Genomic DNA, 19,270 nt, shown 5'->3' with positions numbered 1-19,270 from the left:
CGTGGACTCCTCGAACGGGCTCAAGGCCCGCAGAGCCCGGCTCGTCCTTGCCGCCATCGTCATCGCGGTTGCCGCCCTCCTGGTCGCCGGCGGATTCACCGTCGCCAGCCTGATGCGGGACGAACCCGGGGGAAAGCCGCAGGCCGGCCCCTCGGGCTCCGCCAGTCCCTCGCCGACGGGAAGCGCCTTCTCCGGGGGCCCCATGACCCCGGAGAAGGGGAAGAAGACCACGCTCAGCAAGCCCACAGGCCAGAAGGAAGGGGTGTCCACCGGCTTCCCGGCCTCTCCCAGCGGCGGAATCTCCGCTGTCGTCTACTTCTGGGAGGAATACGCCTGGCTCGACGACGAGAAGGCCGCCCAGCAGCTCAACGCCGTCGCCTCCAAGGACTCCCCTGGCTACGCCGACAAGCGGGTCTCCGAGATCCGCAAAATGCGTGAAGGCCTTGGCCTGCCCCCTTCCGGCGGCATCCCGGCCGACATCAGCTTCACCACCTCCGTGCAAGCCACCCGGGCCACCACCGTCCACGCACCCGGCCAGCCGGTCGGGCACGTGATGCAGGTCTGGCTCTCCTACGACCGTTTCGCCACCGGCCCCAAGGGCGGCGTGGACGAGAACCCGCTGCGCGGCGAGACGGTGGACTTCGTAGTGAAGTGGCAGGACGGTGCCTGGAAGTTCACCGACGAATTCGACTCTCTGCGGACCTTCCCCGTGGCCTACGAGCCCACCAGCCGGGTCGCCTGGAATGACGGATGGGTGCAGGTCCTCCATGCAGGCTGACCGCTTACAGCGCGCCTCTCGTGCCCTGGTCCTGCTCTGCGCCCTGCTCGCTTTCCTGAGCGTGGGTGCGAGCCTGTCCATCGCCGTCGCGGCCGACGATCCGACGTACCACTCGAAGGTGGGTCCGCCCGACCCCATCCCGAAGGAGTGGGAGCAGGACATCGTCGGCCTCGACCCGCAGGGCAAATACTGCTTGGTCGACCAGATCGCCGACATCAACAAGTGCCACAGGCCAGGCCCCGGTGACCCGCCCATCCCCGGCAGGACGATCCCCTGCGAGGGCGCGGACGGCAACGGCGCGACCGAGTGCAGCGACGCTGATCAGAACGAGGCCGAGGTCCGCCGTCTGGAGAGATGGCGGAAGGGCGCGGACAAGAAGGCCGCGAACTACGAGAAGCTCAACGAATACCTGACCAACTGTGTGGTGAACGAGAAGAAGCCGTTCACGGCATGCATGTGGTACGGCGAGAGGAAGTTCCCGGACACCTACAAGGACCCGATGCAATGGGTCGCGGGCAAGTTCTCCGAGTTCGCCTCCAACGCCCTGAAGGAGGCAGCCTCCTACATCGGGAAGTCGGTCGTCTGGCTGCTGAGCGAGTTCGCGGAGCTCTTCAACGACAACTCCTCCATCAACCTCGGCGATGTCGGCATCGCCAAGTTCACGCTGATGATGACCTCGCTCTCCGCCGTGCTCGCCGTCTTCCTGCTCCTGATCCAGTTCGGGAAGGTCGCGGTCAGCCACAACGGCGGACCGGCCGCGACCGCGCTGATCGGTCTCGCTAAGTGGGCGTTCATCTCCTCCGTGTACTGGGTCGTGGCCCAGACCGCGCTGAATTGGTCCGACGCCCTGTCGACGTGGATCATCACCAAGACCTTTGATGGCGGCGGCAGCGGCGCGACCGAGGCGATGCAGAAGCAGCTCGGCACCCTGTTCGGCGGTCTGATCACCGGCGGCGGCGGCACCGCCACCGTCGGCGGCGCGCTCATCAGCGGCGAGGGCGTGGCCGTCTCCGCGGTCGGGGTCGTCATTGTTGTCGGCATCGTCTGCATCCTGGCGATCGCGGCCCTGTGGGTGGAGATCCTGATGCGCCAGGTCGGCATCATGCTCATCGTCGCGACGATGCCGATCACCCTGGCCGGGCAGCTCTCCGATGCAACCTCCGAGTGGTGGCCGAAGGCCCGTAACGCCTTCATCTCCCTGGTTCTGATGAAGCCCGCGATCGTCGCCTGCTTCTCCATCGGATTCTTCGCCATGTCCGAGGGCAAGGGCGTGCAGAACATGCTCGTGGGCTTCGTCATGTTCCTGGCGGCCGCGCTGTGCTGGCCGGCCCTCGCGAAGTTCATGACGTTCACGACCAACGGCTCGGGCAGCGCCATGGCCTCGGGATGGCTCAGCTCCGTAGGCTCCTCCGCCTCCTCCATGACCGGCGGGTACCGCCCGGAGCCCAGCGGCGCCGGCGCGGTCGGCGGCGGCGCCGGCTACACCAAGGCCCTGGAGTCGGAGAACTCCACGCCCACGGCCGCCCCCGCAGCCGGAGGCGGCGGGGGCGGGGCCGCCAAGTCCGCCGCCCGCTTCGGCGGCCGGGCGATCGGCATGGCGGCCTTCGGCCTGCAGGTCGTGGCAGCCGGAAAGGACTCCCTGGAGTCCGGGCTGGGCAGCACCGCCGCCCACGCGGGCCTCGAACAGGGCGGGGGCGGCGGCCGGCACGTGGTCATCCCGCCGCGCCGACAGCCGTCCTCCCGACCCGCACCCGTACCGGCCGGCGCGCCGGCCGAGGTACCGCTGATCCCCCCGCGGCCCGTTGCGGACCCCCAAGACGAGGGATGAGATGTCACAACCCGTTTCCTACGGAGGCTGGCAGTCCGAGACGACCGGCTTCATGGGCCGCCTGTCCGGGCCCGGCTTCGCGATGGTCGCCGCGGCCTCCCTGCTCGCGCTCCTGCCGTTCAACGTCGGCTGGCAGGCCGCGTTCGTGTGCGTGCCGATCGCGCTGCTCCTGCTCGCTCTTGCCTTCGGGCGGGTCGCGGGGCTCAGCGCCGACGAATGGATCTCTCTCGCAGTAAGGCACCAGATCTCCGTGGCTACCCGACGCAATTTCTTCTTCTCCGGCGCCTTCGCGCCCCGCTCCGCCGACACCGGCCGCCAGCCCATGGATCTGCCCGGAGTTCTGGCCCGCCTGCGGATCCTGGAGGCCCCCGACGGGCTGGGCGGACAGCTCGGCGTCGTCCACGACCCCGTGGCCGGCACCTACAGCGCCGTCGCCCGCATCGCCTTCCCCGGCCTCGCCCTCGTCGACACCGACAAGCAGGCCGCCCGCGTGTCCACCTGGGCGCAGTTCCTGCGCGGCTACTGCACGGAGGACTCCCCGGTCACCCGGATCGCCGTGCACCAGCGGTGCCTGCCCGACGACGGCGCCGCCCTCGCCTCCTGGACCGCCCGCCACGTGACTGCGGACGCGCCGACCGCCGCCGTGACCGCGCTGACCGAGCTGATGGATGGCGCCGGCCCGGCCGCCGCGACCCGCGAGACGTACCTGACGGTGACCCTCTCCGCTTCCCGGGCCCGTCTCGCCATCAAGGGCGCCGGCGGCGGGCAGGTCGGCGCCGCGGCCGTCCTCGTACGCGAACTGCACGCGATGGGTCAGGGCCTGTCGACGGCGAGCCTCCAGGTCGTCGAGTGGCTCCCGCCCCGCAAGGTGGCCCAGACCGTGCGCACCGCGTACGACCCCGAGGCCCAGCAGGCGCTCGCCACCCGTGGCGCGGCCGCCCAGGCCCCCGGCTGGACGGGCACCGCGCCCGGCGTCGACCCCGATCTCGCCGGCCCCGCCGCCGCCGAGACCGCCTGGGGCGTCTACCGGCACGACGGCGCATGGTCGGTGTCCTATCAGGTCCGCACCTGGCCGCAGGCCGAGGTGTTCGCGACGATTCTTCAGCCTTTGATGCGGCCCCGGCAGAACGCCCGCCGGGCAATGAGCCTGCTCTACGAGCCGATCGGCCCGCGCCGCGCCCGCCAAGAGCTGGCCCGCGACAAGGCCAAGCGCAGCTCGGCCCGCGTGCTGCGCGCCAAGTCCGGTCGGGACGAGAGCGAGGACGAGCGCCGCGAGGAGGCCATCTCCCGTCGGCAGGACGCCGCCCGCGCCTCCGGCCAGGGCGTCATGCGGATGACGGCCGTCCTGACCGTGACCGTCACCGAGCTCGACGAGCTGGAGACCGCCTGCGCCGAACTGCAGGCGGACGCCGCCGCCTCCGGGCTGGAGGTGCGCCGCATGTGGGGCGCCCAGGACACCGGCTTCGCCACCGGTGCCCTCCCTCTCGGCCAGGGGCTGCCCGACCGGCGGATGGGGTTCTGATGGGCCTCTTCTCCCGCCGCCCGGCGGGCGACACCCTCCTCGACGCCATCAGCATCGACGAGGCAGCCGGCGTCGCCGACCGCCCGCCCGTATCGCTCCCGCCGCAGCGGACCGCCCGCGAGCTGCGCCGCGCCCGCCTCCTGGAAGACCCGGCGACCTCGATGCGGGTGGCTCCCAGGAAGGGCTGGAGCCAGCCGTTCGCCGGCCGCGCCGCCGCCGTGCCGCGCACCGAAGTCGTACGCGCGGACACGGCGAACGCCGCCGGCCTCTACCCGTTCCTGCATGCGGCGAGCCTGCCGCCCATTGGCGCGTACATCGGCCGCAACGTCCTGACCACGGAGGCCTTCAGCGCCCACCCCGCGGTCTGGGTGAAGGAAGGGCTGTGCACCAATCCCAATGTGATGATCACCGGGATCCCGGGATCGGGTAAGTCCGCGCACGTCAAAGCCCTCTCGCTGCGCCTGATGGCGTTCGGGCACCGCACGCTGATCGCCGGGGACGTCAAGGGCGAGTACCAGGCCATGTGCCGCCACCTCGGCGTCGAACCCGTACGCCTCGGCCCCGGCCTGCCCGGGAGGCTGAACCCCCTGGACGCGGGCCCACTCGGTGTCGGCCTGGACCTGATCAAGGACCCGGCCGAACTCAGGGGCCGACTCACCGAGATCCACCGCCGCCGCCTGACCCTGCTCAAGGCGCTGCTCGAACTCCAGCTGCGACGCACCCTGCAGCCCCAGGAGGAGGAGGCCCTCGACGTCGCCGTACGCGAGGTCACCGGCGAACTCCACGGCACCACCCGCCTCGCCGTGCCCACCATCCCGCTCGTCTACGACCGCCTGCGCGACCCCACCGACGCGATGGCCCGCGAGCTGCGCATCCGCGACGGGGAAGTCCAGCGTGCCCGCGAGGAGATGGCCTCCATCCGCTCCGCCCTCGGCGGGATGGTCACCGGCCACCTCGGCGGCCTCTTCGACGAGGCGACCTCCATCGACCTGGACTGGGACGCCCCCATCCAGTCCGTCGACATCTCCGCCCTGCAGGAATACGGCGACGAAACCGTCGCCATGGTCCTGTCCTGCGTCTCGACCTGGGCGCAATCGGCAATTGACCAGCCCGGACAGAAGCCGTGGATCGTCGTCCGCGACGAGCTGTGGCGGCAGATGCGCTCCGGCGGGGCCACGATGGTGAAGAAGATCGACAGCGACCTCCGGCTGTCCAGGGCAACCGGCACCATCCAGGTCCTGGCCACCCACCGTCTTTCCGACTTCGAGAGCGTGGGCGCGGCCGGCTCCGAAGCCGTCGCCATCGCCCGCGACCTCATCGCCTCCTGCGAGACCCGCATCCAGCTCGCCCAGGACACCCGGCCCCTCCAGATCACCCGCGAGGCCATCGGACTCACCGACTCCGAATGCCGCCTCATCGGCTCCTGGGGCGCCGGCCAGCGCGGCCGCGCCCTGTGGAAGGTCGGCCGCGGCGGCGGGCACGCCGTCCAGCTGATGCTCTCCCGCACCGAGGAACGGCTCTTCGAGACCGACGAGAAGATGGTGATCTGACATGTCCGAGCGCACCGGCCCGTCCGCCGCCGGACTAGACGACAACACACTGCTCGCCGCCTACGGCGCGGGCATGGTCGTCACCATCGGCAGCTCCGTCCTGCTGGCCGGGCCACTCGCCGGACTGCTGTCCGGCAACGGCTGGGTCGGCAGTTCAGACAGTGTTCCCGTCACGGTGATCTCGGCCCTCGCCAAGGGCCCCGGCTCCGTCTACCAGCCGGCCCCGCCCCCCTGGCTGTTCTACGCCCTCACCGTCGTCCTCGTGCTCGCCCTGGGCACCGTCATCGTCAAGATCGCCAGCGTGGTGTCCTTCGGCGGCCGCTCCGGGGGCGCCCAGTGGGGCGGAGCGAAGATCGAGCGGAAGATGTCCGCGGCCAATGACCCGACAAAGCGGGTCAACCGCATCACCGCAGGCCGCGGCCTGCGGACCAAGAAGGTCGTGGCCGCCCAGCCCAACATCAGCGCCACCGTGTTCGGCGTACCCGGATCGTCGAAGACGACCGGCCTGGTCCTGCCCAACGCCGCCGAATGGGAAGGGCCGCTGGTGGTCACCACCACCAAGGCCGCCGACCTGGACATCATCTACGCCCGCCGCCGCTGGTTCGGTCCCGTCTGGGTCATCGCCCCGGCCGGCATCCCCGGCCGCGTCGGCGACCACTGGTCGCCGGTCGAGTACTGCACCGACGCCAAGGCTGCCGACCGCATGGCGTCCTGGCTGGCCGAGGCCTCTTCCTCCGGTGACGACAAGCGGGCAGCCCCCTGGATCGACCAGGCCAAGAGCGTCCTCAAGGGCATCCTGCTCGCCGCCCAGCTCTCCGGCGGCGGCATCTCCGACATGCGCCGCTGGATCTCACTGGGCAAGGACGCCGTCGACCACGTCCGCGCGATCCTCCTCGCGCACGGCTTCACCGACGTCGCCGACGACTACGCCTCGCCCTGGCTTCGCCTGCACGAGGACGGCATCGGCTCCATCCAGTTCAGCCTCAACGTCCTGGCCCGCGTCTTCGCCGACGAGGAGGTCCGCGAGACCTGCTCCCGCTCCGACTTCACCTTCGAGGAGTGGCTCGACAAGCGGGGCACCATCTGCATCATCGCCTCCGAGGCAGACGCGGACCGCTTCGCCCCGCTCATCAGCTCCCTGATCGCCGGCGCCATCCACGCGGCGGAATCCCGCTACAACTCGACGGGCAAGCCCATTAACCCGAGCGTCGGCGTCCTGGTCGACGAGGCCGGCAACATGCTGCGCTACCCCCGGCTGCCCAACATCCTGACCACCGGCCGCGGCATGGGCATCACCATGCTGACCGTGTGGCACGACCTGTCCCAGCTCCGCGAATCCCTCGGCGTCCAGAAGGCCAACACCGTCCTGTCCGCGAGCGGCCTGCGCATGCTGCTGCCCGGCTGCGGCGACCTGGAGACCCTGCGCTACTTCTCCGGCCTGTACGGACGCACCGAGGTCATGAAGACCAGCCACGGACGCTCCCGCGGCGAGCACTCCACCAACACCCAGGCCACCGAGACCGACCTCGCACCGGTCCACTCCCTGCAGCAGCTCCCCGACTTCACCGCCATCGCCCAGTACACCAACCTGCCGCCGATCAAGGTGAAGATGCGCCTCACCTTCCGCGACAAGGACCTCAAGAAGCTCCTCGCCGAGCCCAAGGCCAGCCCCGCCAAGAAGTAGAGCCGACGAAGACCGAGCCCAGGAGGCGCACGTGCCCGACCCGCTCAACCCCGCAGACCTCTGGCCGATGCCGCCCGGAGCCCCCCAGAAGCCCGAGCCGCAGCGCTGGGTGTGGGCGGCCATGGACCCCAAAGAGCGGCGGATCCGGATGCGCGAGCTCGGCGACTGGGTCTACTGGCTCCGCAAGACCTTCGAGCTCCACAACACGATCACGCACTGCTGGTACCAGCACTCCGCGGTCGTCGAACACCTCACCGCCCTCTACGCAGGCTGGATGCGCACCTACGCTGGGGAAGAGGCACCCGGGCGCGAGCTCGCCGAAGCCGACTGGATCAACACCCTGCACGCCTTCGTCCCGCGCCTGCAGCTCGCCGCCTGCGCGACCGGCACCCACCAGGACCCGCCGCTCATCGTCCCCCCGCCGTCCGGCAGCGACGAGGCCTTCGAGCTGTACCTGAAGCTCTCCGATGCGACGAGCGCTTCTGCCGTCCACCCGGCGGCCGCCGAACTCAGCCGCCGCGAAGCCGAGCTGAACGCGCCGCTGTAGCACGCCGACTGCCCGCCCGGGCAGGAGAAAGGAGACCCTTGTGTTCACCCGCATTGATCACCAGCCATACGTCCAGGCCGTCGTCGCGGAGGTCGAAGAGATCGGCTTGACCGTGCTCGGGCACGCCGTGACGGGCCGCCCGCCGGCGGTCCGCACCGCCGTCGTGACGCTGGCCGTGCCGGATAGCGGGCCGTACGCCGACGAGGACGAGGACATCGAGCTCGCCTGGGACGAGGCCTTCGGCTGGGTTCTCAGGCTGCCCGCCGAGGCTGGCACAAGCGACTGGTTCATGGGGGAGGACCTGGTGCCCTCACCTGAGCGGGTGGCGCGCTGGGCCGACATGGTGCTCGCCTACCCCGGGATGACGCCCAGCAGGGAGGACGGGCCGCAGCGCCTGCCCGAGCGCGAGGACGAGGCGTTCGAGGCGCGTCTGTCGGCCTACGCCGTGTCGGACTGACGCGCCTGCTGCCCTTCCGACCGCCCGCGGGCCGTCGGCGCTGAGGCCGCGCCGGGCCCCGCTGCTTGGAGAAAGACATGTCCATCACGCCGGTTGCCCCTGCCCCTGAGCCGCCCGAGTCGGAATCCCGTCTGGGGCCGATCGGACGTGCCCGCGCGAGCGTTGCGGCCGTCGAGATCTTGCTGCGGCTGCGAGAGGACCAGGCCGACCCCACCGAGGAAGAGCTCCGCGCGCTGCGGCACTGGCCCGGCTGGGGGCCGCTGGCTCCCGCCCTCGCCCCGAACCGGGAAGGCACCTGGGCGGAAATCGGGGAGCAGCTGCAACGGCTGCTGTCCCCGCGGGAGTACCGGCATGCCGAACAGGGCACGCCCACCGCCTACTACACCCCCGACCGGATCACCCAAGCGTGCTGGTCGGCCCTCCAGGGCCTCGGCTTCGAAGGCGGCCGCATCCTGGAACCCGGCTGCGGCGCGGGCACCTTCATCAACCACACCCCGGACGGGCTCAACGTCGACTGGTTCGGTGTCGAGCGGGACCCGACCACCGCCGGTATCGCCGCCCTGTTGCACCCGGACGCCGAGATCATCAACGCGCGGCTCCAGGACGCCTCCCTCCAGTCGAACTCGGTCGACGCGGTGCTCGGCAACGTGCCGTACGGGAACTACCAGGTGTTCGACAAGACCGCGCCGAAGGCGGTCACCAGCAGCATCCACAACTACTTCATCTGGCGCTCGGTGCAGGCCCTGCGGCCGGGCGGCGTCGCGATCCTGCTGACCTCCCGCTACACCATGGACGCCGGGGACGACTCCGCCCGCCGCGCCATCGCCCGCCACGCGGACCTGCTGGGCGCGATCCGACTGCCCAACGGCGCGCTCGCCGAGGGCGGCACCGGCGTCCTGGCCGACATCCTCGTCATCCGCCGGCGCGACACCGAGGGGCCGATCGACGAGAGCTGGATGGGCACCAGCGGCGTGCCCGGCGTCAGCGACCAGGAGTGCAACGACTACTTCCTGGCGAACCCCTCCCACGTGCTCGGCGCGTGGGAGTCGGGCCGGGCGGCCCAGTACGGGCACACCCTGGCGGTGAAGGCCCCCGAGGACCAAGACCTCACCGCGGCGCTCGGCGAGGCCTTCGCCTCCATCACCACGAAGGCCCGCGCTGCCGGCCGCGAGTGGAAGGTCGCCCCCAGGGCGCAGCCCTGGACGCTGGACAACCTGCCCTTCCCCGTCCGCGACGACGGACGCAAGGAGGGCTCCTTCCACCTCGTGGAGGGCGCACCGCACGAGGTCATCGACGGTGAACTCGTCGCCGTCGCGCGCGCGGGCAAGGAATTGCCCAAGCTCATCCGGCTGCGCGACGCCACCCTGGCGCTGATCGAGGCGGAGACCGACCACGACACCCCCGACGAGCAGCTGGAGCCGCTGCGCGCCGAGGTGAACCGCCTCTACGACGCCTACGCCCGTGCGCACGGCCCGATCAACCGGTACACGCTCGCGCAGGGCGAGGTCGACGAGGAGACCGGCGAGGCCACCGTCAGCCGCCGCTACCCGCGCCTCGGGGGGTTCCGCCGCGACCCGGACTTCGTGGCCGTCCTTGCGCTGGAGGACTTCGACGACGAGACGCAGACGGCGTCCAAGGCCGCCCTTCAGACCCGCCGGGTCAACCGGCGGATCGAACGTCCCACCTCGGCGGACACCCCCGAGGAAGCGCTGTCGCTCTGCCTGAACTTCCGCAACCAGGTCGACGTCCCCTACATCGCGCAGCTGCTGAGCATCGAGGCGGACCAGGTCGCCGAAGCGCTCGGGGACCTGGTCTTCGCCGACCCGGACACCGACGAACTCCTCACCGTGGGCGAGTACCTGTCCGGGCCGGTCGTGGACAAGCTGGAGCGGGCCGAGTTCCTGCTCTCGCAGGGCCGCGAGGACCTCCAGCGCCACGTGGAGGCCCTGCGGGAGGTCCAGCCCGAGCCGCTCCAGCCCGAGGACATCAAGGCCAAGCTCGGTGCACCCTGGATCCCGGTGGAGGACGTCATCGCGTTCGCCGAGGAGCTCCTCGGCGTGGACGTCGACATCACCCACGTCGCCAAGACGGCGACCTGGAACGTCGACACCCCGATGACGCTCCCCGAGGCCGCCACCAGCGAATGGGGCACGAACAGGGTCGACGCCTTCGAGCTGCTCGATCTGGCCCTCAACGGGCAGAGCCCGAGGGTTTACGACGTCTTCCGCACTCCGGAGGGCGGCTCGAAGCGGGTCCGCAACGACAAGGCGACCCTCCTTGCCGAGACCAAGCTCACCGATCTGAACCGCCGCTTCGCGAGCTGGGTGTGGGAGGACCCCGAACGGTCCGACCGGCTGGCCGCGGACTACAACCGCCGTTTCAACTCCACCGTCCTGCGCAAGAACGATGGCTCCCATCTGACCGTCGACGGCCTCGACCCCGAGTTCGACCCGTACTCGCATCAGTGGGACTTCGTCCAGCGCGTCCTGTCCGCGGACGAGGGCTCTCTGTGCCCGTACCCGGTCGGTGCCGGCAAGACGGCCACGATGTTCATGACGGCGCTCAAGCTCAAGCAGCTCGGCCTGGTCGCCAAGCCCATGGTCGTCGTCCCCAACCACTTGTTGGAGCAGATCTCCCGCGACGGCAAGAAGCTCTTCCCCAACGCACGCATCCTCATGGCGGGCAAGAAGGACCTTGCGGACGCCCGCTCCCGCATGCTCTTCGCGGCCCGCTGCGCCACGGGCGACTGGGACGCGATCGTCATGACGCACAACTCCTTCGGCCGTCTGGGGGTCCACCCGGTCACCGAGGCTACGTACCTGGAGCAGCTGGCCAACGACTACCGCGAGGCCCTTGGCGCGATCGACGGCGACGACGCCAACCAGCGGCGGATCAAGGAGATCGCCAAGCAGGTCGACCGGTTCGACGCTCGCGCATCCGACCTGCGGTCCAAGGCCGTCGACGCCGGTGTCACCTTCGAGAACCTCGGCGTCGACTTTTTGCAGATCGACGAAGCGCACCTGTTCAAGAATCTTGCCCTGCCGGCCACCACCGAGGGCATGTCGCTCGGCAAGCCGTCCAAGCGGGCCACCGACCTGGACCTGAAGATCCTCGTCACCCGCGAGCGCACCGGCCGCGACAACGTCGTCGCCCTCTACAGCGGCACCTTCATCTCGAACTCGGTCCGCGAGATGTACGTCTTCAAGCACTTCACGATGCCCAAGCGGTTGGAACAGCTCGGGCTCGGCACTCCGGACGCCTGGGCCGCCAACCACATCAACTTCGAGACCCGCCCCGAGGTCGGCGTCGACGGGGTCAGCTTCCGCCTCAAGCGGCGGCCGGTGGACTACGTCAACGCCGATGAAGCCCTGGCCCTCTTCAACGAGGTTGCGGAGCTGCGCCCCCGCGAGGACTTCAAGATCGTGCGACCGGAGCGCGAGGAGCGCTTCGTGGAGATCGAGGCCACCCCGAACCTGATCCGGTACGTCGAAGGCATCTCCGGCCGTATCGACGACATCCAAAACGGCAAGGTCAAGCCGTGGCAGGACAACATGCTCAACGTCATCACGGACGGCCGCAAAGCCGCCCTGGACCTTGAGCTGGTCGGCATGGAACCGGACGGCCCCGGCAAGGCCGGGGCCGTCATCAGGAACGTCCTGGAGATCCACAACGAGACCAAGACCCTCAAGTTCCCCGACGATCCGGAGGACGTCGCGGGAGGACTGCAGGTCGTCTTCTGTGACCTGGGCACCCCGAGCAAGGAGCGGGGCAGTCAGGTCTACGGCAAGATCCGCAAGGGGCTGATCTCCGGCCTGCCGGAGGAAGGATTCCCCGGCATCCCCCGCGAGCGCATCCGGTTCATCCACGACTACAACAGCGACCTGGCCAAGGAGCAGTTGTTCAGCGACGCCCGCGCGGGCAAGGTGAGCGTGCTGTTCATGTCCTCCGAGAAGGGCGGGACGGGCGTCAACGTCCAGTCCCGTGGTGTCGCGCTGCACCACGTCGACCCGCCGCACAAGCCGTCGGAGTGGGAGCAGCGAGAGGGGCGACTCGACCGCCCGGGCAACGGGATGATCAAGCTCGACAAGCCGGTCAAGTTCATCCGCTACCTGGCCCTGAACTCCTTCGACAGCTACATGTTCCAGCAGCTGGAGCGCAAGCAGAAGCCGATCGTGCAGATCCTGTCGGGCCGCAGGGTCGGCCGCGTCATTCAGGAGATCGACGCCGTCGGAGCCGGCTTCGGGCAGGCCAAGGCCATCGTGGCGGGCAACCCGTTGCTGATGGAGCTGGCCGACGTCAACGGCCAGCTCCAGGTTCTGCTCAACGCGGCCGACGGCCACCGTCAGGCGCAGGGCCGCATGCAGCGCAAGGTCGAGATCCTTGACCAGGAGATCGGCCAGGCGGAACGCTCCCTTGCCCCCATGCAGGCCATGGCCGACGCGGTGGCCGCAGCCGACGACGACACATGGCGCACAGCCGACGGGCGCCTGGTCCAGCCCGATGACGTCCCGGCCGCGCTCGCGCAGTCCGCCCAGGGCGCGAAATCCACCCTGGACCTGGACGCCGGATACACCTGGCGCGGCCTGAGCGTCGGCTTCACCTGGCACCGCAAGCAGCAGTTCGGCAACCTGGCGTACGAGTCGTACGCGCACCTGGTGCTCCCCGGCGAACACCAGGTAGACGTCCGGCTGAACCTGCCCTGGTTCGGCAAGGGCCAGACCTGGCGCATCACCAAGGCCCTGGGAGAAGCCGCCGACGCCGCGGTGACCGCCCCGGAGGAGCTCCGCGTCAAGGTCGCCAAGATGCGCGCCTCGCTGGAGGACACCCGGCCCCACCTCGGCCGCCCCTTCGATAAGCACGCCGAGCTGGAGGACGTGCGCGCGCGCAGGGCCGCCCTCGAAGCGCAGATTGCGGAGACCGCCGTCTCCTCCGGCCGCGAGAGCCAGTCGGGCCCGCAGTTCGACCCGGGCGCCGCCGGCGCGGAGATGTCCGAGGTGGACATGGCGATGCAAGACGCCGCCGTCATGGTCGGCATGATGGGCGGCTCCGCCGTCGTCCGCAGCGAAGGACAGATCGTCGGCGCCGTCCGCCGCACCGCTGCCCCCGTGCCCGCAGACGAGCCACCCCTGCCGCACCTCGCCGACCCACGACGGTGGGACGAAGCCCTGCAAGCCGTCACCGAGGCGGGGGCCGCCGACAGCGACGTGATTGCCTGGGCGCAGGTTGACGGCAACGAAGGCGCCCGGTTCCGCGAGGCCTTCGCCGAGTGGACCCAGGAGTGGGTTCAGGAGTACGCGAACCGCCCCCAGGACCGGCCGCAATGGGTCCACGCCTACCTCGACGACCGCGCATACGCCACGCGGGACGTCTTGCACGCCGAGGCCGCGAAGGTCGTCTGGCAGCAGGCCCGGACCGCCCCCGACGCGGCTCCCGTCCCGGCGGGAGCGGCTGGGACCGAAGCCCAGACGCAGACGGAGCCCGCCCCGGAGCGCACCACCGCGCAGCCCGCCCCCGGCCCCGCCGCGGCCGAGGAGGCTTCACCACCGTCGATCCCGGCGCCGGCTGCCGAGCGGAACCTTGTGCCCGCCACTGACGAGGCCGAACCGCAGCCCGCGGCCGCCGATGCCCGCGACCTGACCGACCCCCAGCTGTGGGAGGAAGGCCTACGCACGCTCGTCCACGGGGCCGCCGGAGTTGAGCGGCTGGAGCAAGCCGCACGGGTCAACGACTCCAGCAACTTCCGGATCGTCTTCGCCGACTGGGCCGAGGACTGGCTGCTCGACCAGTACAACGGCCCCGACACCACACGGTGGCCGCAGTGGGCCCGCCTCTACTTCGGAAACGGTGACGAGGCGTACGAGAACCGCGAGCAGCTGCACACCGAGGCCGCGGCGGCCGTCTACACACAGCTGCGCGCCACCGAGATCTCTGCCGCCCCGGCAGGGCCCGCGCCGGTGCCGGCCCCGAGCCGGACGCAGGACACCGCATCCGTTGCGGCGGCCGAACCCTCCCCCCTGCGAGAGCTGATCGACGGCCTCGGCGACCGGGTCATGGTCGGGCACATCGACGGCCCGCAGGCGGCCCGCACCCACCAGTCCGCCGGGTGGGCCATCCGGGCCGTGCTCAGCGAACAGCAGGTGCTGGGGCTGGTGAGCGCGGTCGCCGTCGACGGCCAGCCTGTGAGCACGGAGCCCGGCGCCTCGCCCACCGAGCGGGTCCGCAAGTGGATCGCCGAGCAGCAGCAGGCGCCAACGGCTGCGTACTACGCCGACACCTCCAGCTCGTTGCCGCCCGCCCTGACCGGCAACGGAGAGGTGCAGCTGTCGACCAACGCCGAAGGGCTGACCATCGCCCAGCGGGACGTCTCCAGCACCATCTTGTGGGAGGAGCTCCCCGCCTGGATCGACGCCGCCGTCGCCCACGACACCGCCAACCGCTCCGCTTCCCTGCCCGCATGGCGCTACGGCCGGCTGGACCACGAACTGCACTTCCGGCGCGACGAGGACAACCAGGCCCGCGCCCTGGCGCTCAACGCCCTGTACCTCGCCCTGCGCGAGACCGCCCCGCCCAGCGACGACCAGCTCGCCGAATCCCGCGACCGCCACGGCCCGCGGGCCACCGTCGGGGGAGCGGACCCCGAGGAGCAGAGCCAGCCGGAAACGGAACAGACGTCTGAGCCGCTGCCCACCGAACCGGTACCGGGCGCCGAGGGATACACGTACTTGGAGACCAGCCGGACGGTGACGCTCTACCAGGACGCCGACCAGGTCGGCAGTGCGAAGTGGAGCTACAGCAAGTACCGGTACGAGGGCGACGTGCGAGGCGACGTTGTGCGCGGCACAGACGAGGCCGCCACCGTCGCCAAGCGCATGGCCCACCACCATGCCGCCATCTACGGCAGCAGTGTCCACCGTCCGCAGCTCGACGAGCAGGGCCGTGACCCGGTCTGGATCCTGCACAACGGCAGCGACACTCTGGTCTTCGGCGTGCGCCCGGAGGACAACACCGCCAAGGCGGCGATGTGGACCGGCGGAGGCTTCAAAGACTCGCGGCGGGCCGGAGGCTGGTACCTGCCCCGCACCTGGAAGGAACCGACCCGGCGGGAGCGGGTCGATACCGCCGTGCGGGTCCTTGAGGCCGCTGGCCGCACCGTTACGGTGTACACCGACCGTGAGGAGCGTCAGCGCGCCGAACAGCCCGCGCGGCTGCCGGTCCTGAACGTCACCCTGCCGGACCTGGCAGAGGTGCCGCGCCTCTTCGCCGCTGCGTCGTCGTATGCGGCGTATACCGACGCGACCGACATGCGGCTGGACGTCGAACGGTTGGACAGCGCCTTCGAGCGGTGGAGCCAGGCACCTACCGTTCAGGCCTACGTTAACCAGGATCACGACGCTCGCCCCGACGGTTTCGGCACCCCTGAGAACCCCATCGCCGAACTGCGTGTGGCCTACGCGCGGGCGAAGGCGGCCCCGAGCGGCTCCGACCTCGGAGGGCCGGACGAGAGCCTGCGCCGGATCTACGCGGTCGCCGTCTGGAGCCAGGCCCTGGAGCCTGCTGTGGACGAGGAGCTGCTCGGTCCCCTGCAAGAGGTATACACGGCGGCTCACCTTCTGACGGCCCGCTCACAGGCGACGATCGAGTCCCTCAACCGCCTGACCGCGCAGCCGGCGCCCACCGAGGAACAGGTGGTCGCCGTCCCTACCCCTGAGCTGAACGGCGCCTTCACACCCGAGGAGCCGACAGTGCAGGCCACGGAGCCGGACGGCGACGGGTACGGAACGACCAGCCTGTTCGACGAGTCCGGGCTGAACACGCCCGAGCGCGGCTCCGCCCCGCAAGAAGGCCCCGCCCCCGAGCCGGGACACGATCCCGAGGGCGCCCCCGAGGAGCAGATGACCGTGGTGCCCGAACCGACTCCGGGCCTGGTCGACGCCGATACCGACGAACAGCTAGACCTGTCTGCGGTGGAGCCCGACCCGCCCCAGAGCCAGCCGTCCGGCAGCGATGATCCGGGCCAGCGGAGCAACGAAGAGCCGCCGCCCGCCGAGCAAATGAACTTCGACATCGACGGAGCCACCCAGACCGAGCAGCAGCTCGGGCTGTTCGGTCCGCCTGAAGCGGCCGCCCCGGCCGAGGAGCAGCCGAGGCCGGCCGATGCTGGCCAGCCCGCTACCCCCGCCCCCGAGGCGCCTGCCGCCGCTTCCGCCCAGGGCGAGCCGTCACCGGCTCCCACCGCGAACGGCGGGCTGCGGACCTTCTCCTGGGGTCTCGTCGAGGGCGAAAGCATTACCTACCGGGGCCAAGGGGACGGCCGCTACCAGCTGACACTGCCCGGAGCCAGCTACCTCATGTTCTACCCCTCCGTCGAATATCGGCGGACGCACTACTCGGTGGCGCTCAACGACGCGCCGCTCGGGGTGACGCCGAAGCGGCTACGGCGATTCGAGGACCCGGAGCAGCTCGTGCCCTGGGTGCGGGCGCACGCCTCGAAGCGGCAGACGGGGTACGAGTTCCGAGATGGCGCCTGGATCGAGGTCTCGCCCACTGTTGTCACCGACCGGACGAACGAGGGCCCCGAGCCCGACGCGGCGCCCACTCCCCCAGCGGAGATGACCCCACCGCAGGTCTCCGCGCCAGCCGCCGAAGAGATGCAGCTGGACCTCTTCGGCGCCCCCAACGCCGAGCTCGACCGGACGGAAACGGACGAGGAGACGGCGCCTGGGCAGCCTGACCCGCAGACCACGCCACCTGGGCCCGAGGAGTCGACCATGACCGCCGAAACGGAGCAGGAAGCCCCCGCACCCCAGGTCGAGGCAGGCCCGAAGGAGAGTCCAACGGAGTCCACCAGCGCAGCGGCAGGCGATGCGGAGCCGGTCGGCGACCCCGGCGTCGACCAGGCCCACGACGTCAACTTGGACCGGGCGCCGGTGGCGCCCGAAATCCCGGTGGTCGCGACCGTCGAGGAGGCCGAGCCGCAGGGCACCCCGACCCCCGGCCTTCACGACCCTCTCGACGCCTCCGTGCTCGAAGCCGTACTGGAATCCGCCGCCCGCGACGCCGGCGGCGGAAAGCCGGAACCCGAGCCCGATCCCGCAGAGCAGGATCACCCCGAGCCTGTTTCCGACCCGCCGCAACGAACCGCCGACCCGCAGAACGCGCCGCCTGCGGCGCAGGACCCCATGGAGGTACCCGCGATGGCCACACCAGCAGACCAGTCAAACGGCCTTTCCGATGTGCCCGGGCAACCAGTCGACAACCGTCCCCGTACGGCTCCGCGGACAGTAGTTCAGCGGCCGGCGCACCTACCGACCCCTGTCGTATACCTTCCCCAGCGCGGTCCGCTGGCAGCTGACCCCGCACCGCCCGGCGAGGCCGGTCACGACCTGCCCGAGCCCCCGGACAGCGTCGACTGGCCGGAGTTCGAAGAAGCACTGGCGGCCTGGGACGAGCTCGGCCTCGTTGTCCCGGCTGCGGAGGTCCGCGCCGCGGTAGCCGCGGACGTGGCCGTACTGAGCCAGCGGGCGGAGTCGCCAGCAGCGGCGGAGCCCGCGCCGGTAGCCGGCGCACCCGGCGGCCCGGACCCGGCGGTTCCCGTGGCCGCTCCCGCGTCGCCCGTCACACCACCAGCGCCCGCGGCCGCTCCCGCGTCGCCCGCCACACCTGCTTCGCCGCCCGCACCCGCCGTGGCACCGGCCGTTTCGGATGCGGAGGCGGCCGTCGGTACCGCCTTGGCCGGGGCTGACGCCCACGCCGAGAGTCTCGAAGGCCACCCCGAGTGGCAGCGAATCCAGAGCGTCCGCGGCGCCCTTGGACACGTCTGGGACGTGATGAAGGAGAAGGCCGGCGCCTACTGGGACACCCTGCGCGCCGACGTGCGGTTCCAGGGCTTCTGGAAGACGGCGGCCATCCGGGCCTGCGAGGCGATCTCGGTACACGCGGCGGCCCTCGCGAATCGCCTCCGCCCCGGCACAGGAGACCTTCCCGCCGCCGACGCCCTGCTGAGGCTCTCCGACGCCACCATCACCTACAGCACCGTCGCGGCCGCCGAGGCTGCCTCGACGCCTGCGCGGCCGGTGGCGGAGAACGCGCCCGACGCCGCCGAGCCGGCGATGCAGCGGCTCGTCGAGCGGAGGACCCCGACGGCGTACGCAACCCGCGACGACGCCGTACGGGCCGCCGAAGAGGTCACGGCCCGCTTCCAGAAGTGGATCAACACCCCCATGGGGCAGGAGGCCGTCGGCTCCAGTCACATGAGGGTGATGGCCTTCCGGGACGCCTGGCGACAGCTCCCGCCGCACGACTCCGGGCCTGGTCCTGCCGTCGGCCCGTACGGTGCGGTCGCCGAACGTGCCCAGGCTCTCGTGGCCATTGCCGTCAGGTCAGCCCGCTTCGCCCCCGCAGACGTCCAGGCCCTGCAGGGCCTGGCGCAGGCGGCCGAGAATCACTCGGCCCGCCTCTCGGTGACCCTGCCGCCCGGGACAGCAAGGCCAGCCCAGCGGGCGGCCGCGCCGGCCCCGCGGGTTGCCACTCCCACGGCGCCTGCAGCCCGCACCCCCCGGGCATCGGCTTAGACCGACGGCTGTGCCGGGCAGCAGCTGCCCGGCACAGCCACCCGCAAGGGCGTGACCACCAACTACATGGCGGAGCGCAGCATCCCTGCCGTCTTGGCCATGGCGGCCTTCGTCGACTCGTCGGCAGCAGTGCGCGCGGCGTCCTCCAGCAGCAGGGTTGCCGCCTGGAGGAGCCCGACGTGCACAGGCACGGTCTCCAACCCGGTGAGCGCGGCCATGGCCTGGTCGGTGGCGCTCTGCGGGATGAGGGTGCTGACGCCGCGTCCGACGCCCCGCTGGGACTGCGTTGGTGTACTCACCTGGCAATTCTCGCGGGTCCGAACGTGGCCGCTC

The 19,270-nt window shown here is 70.9% G+C and carries 9 protein-coding genes; 8 read left to right on the top strand and 1 reads right to left on the bottom strand.

Annotation, left to right across the window (positions count from 1 at the left end; translation table 11 throughout):
- Window position 1 precedes the first annotated feature (1 nt).
- The 8 genes from ACFCZ1_RS26810 to ACFCZ1_RS26775 all read left to right on the top strand — a co-directional run bounded on the left by ACFCZ1_RS26810 (window position 2) and on the right by ACFCZ1_RS26775 (window position 18,937).
- Window positions 2-778: a hypothetical protein gene (locus ACFCZ1_RS26810; protein WP_376680823.1), complete on the top strand. Its 777-nt coding sequence runs from the start codon at window positions 2-4 to the stop codon at window positions 776-778.
- Window positions 768-2,606 carry a hypothetical protein gene (locus ACFCZ1_RS26805; RefSeq protein WP_376680822.1) on the top strand — a complete coding sequence of 613 codons (1,839 nt, stop codon included), beginning with the start codon at window positions 768-770 and terminating at the stop codon, window positions 2,604-2,606. Before ACFCZ1_RS26810 ends, ACFCZ1_RS26805 begins: the two co-directional genes overlap by 11 nt.
- A 1-nt stretch (window position 2,607) precedes the next feature.
- Entirely contained in the window at window positions 2,608-4,128 is a 1,521-nt protein-coding gene (locus ACFCZ1_RS26800; RefSeq protein ID WP_376680821.1) for an SCO6880 family protein, read from the top strand.
- Window positions 4,128-5,678, top strand: coding sequence for a type VI secretion protein (locus ACFCZ1_RS26795; RefSeq protein ID WP_376680820.1), 1,551 nt, complete (start codon window positions 4,128-4,130; stop codon window positions 5,676-5,678). Before ACFCZ1_RS26800 ends, ACFCZ1_RS26795 begins: the two co-directional genes overlap by 1 nt.
- Before the next feature lies 1 nt (window position 5,679).
- Window positions 5,680-7,362 carry a type IV secretory system conjugative DNA transfer family protein gene (locus ACFCZ1_RS26790; protein ID WP_376680819.1) on the top strand — a complete coding sequence of 561 codons (1,683 nt, stop codon included), beginning with the start codon at window positions 5,680-5,682 and terminating at the stop codon, window positions 7,360-7,362.
- Between the two features lie 31 nt (window positions 7,363-7,393).
- On the top strand, window positions 7,394-7,909 hold the full coding sequence (locus tag ACFCZ1_RS26785; RefSeq protein WP_376680818.1) for a hypothetical protein: 516 nt from the start codon (window positions 7,394-7,396) through the stop codon (window positions 7,907-7,909).
- A gap of 40 nt (window positions 7,910-7,949) precedes the next feature.
- Window positions 7,950-8,366, top strand: coding sequence for a DUF6292 family protein (locus tag ACFCZ1_RS26780; protein ID WP_376680817.1), 417 nt, complete (start codon window positions 7,950-7,952; stop codon window positions 8,364-8,366).
- A gap of 77 nt (window positions 8,367-8,443) precedes the next feature.
- On the top strand, window positions 8,444-18,937 hold the full coding sequence (locus tag ACFCZ1_RS26775; RefSeq protein WP_376680816.1) for a hypothetical protein: 10,494 nt from the start codon (window positions 8,444-8,446) through the stop codon (window positions 18,935-18,937).
- Between the two features lie 62 nt (window positions 18,938-18,999).
- On the opposite strand, the gene ACFCZ1_RS26770 is transcribed toward ACFCZ1_RS26775, so the two are convergent.
- On the bottom strand, window positions 19,000-19,236 hold the full coding sequence (locus ACFCZ1_RS26770; protein WP_361950773.1) for a hypothetical protein: 237 nt from the start codon (window positions 19,234-19,236) through the stop codon (window positions 19,000-19,002).
- Window positions 19,237-19,270 lie beyond the last annotated feature (34 nt).

Source organism: Streptomyces sp. NPDC056224 (assembly GCF_042267665.1).
GTDB lineage: Bacteria > Actinomycetota > Actinomycetes > Streptomycetales > Streptomycetaceae > Streptomyces.
The sequence above is the reverse complement of the archived record's forward strand: the minus strand, read 5'-3'. Positions and strand labels throughout refer to the sequence as shown.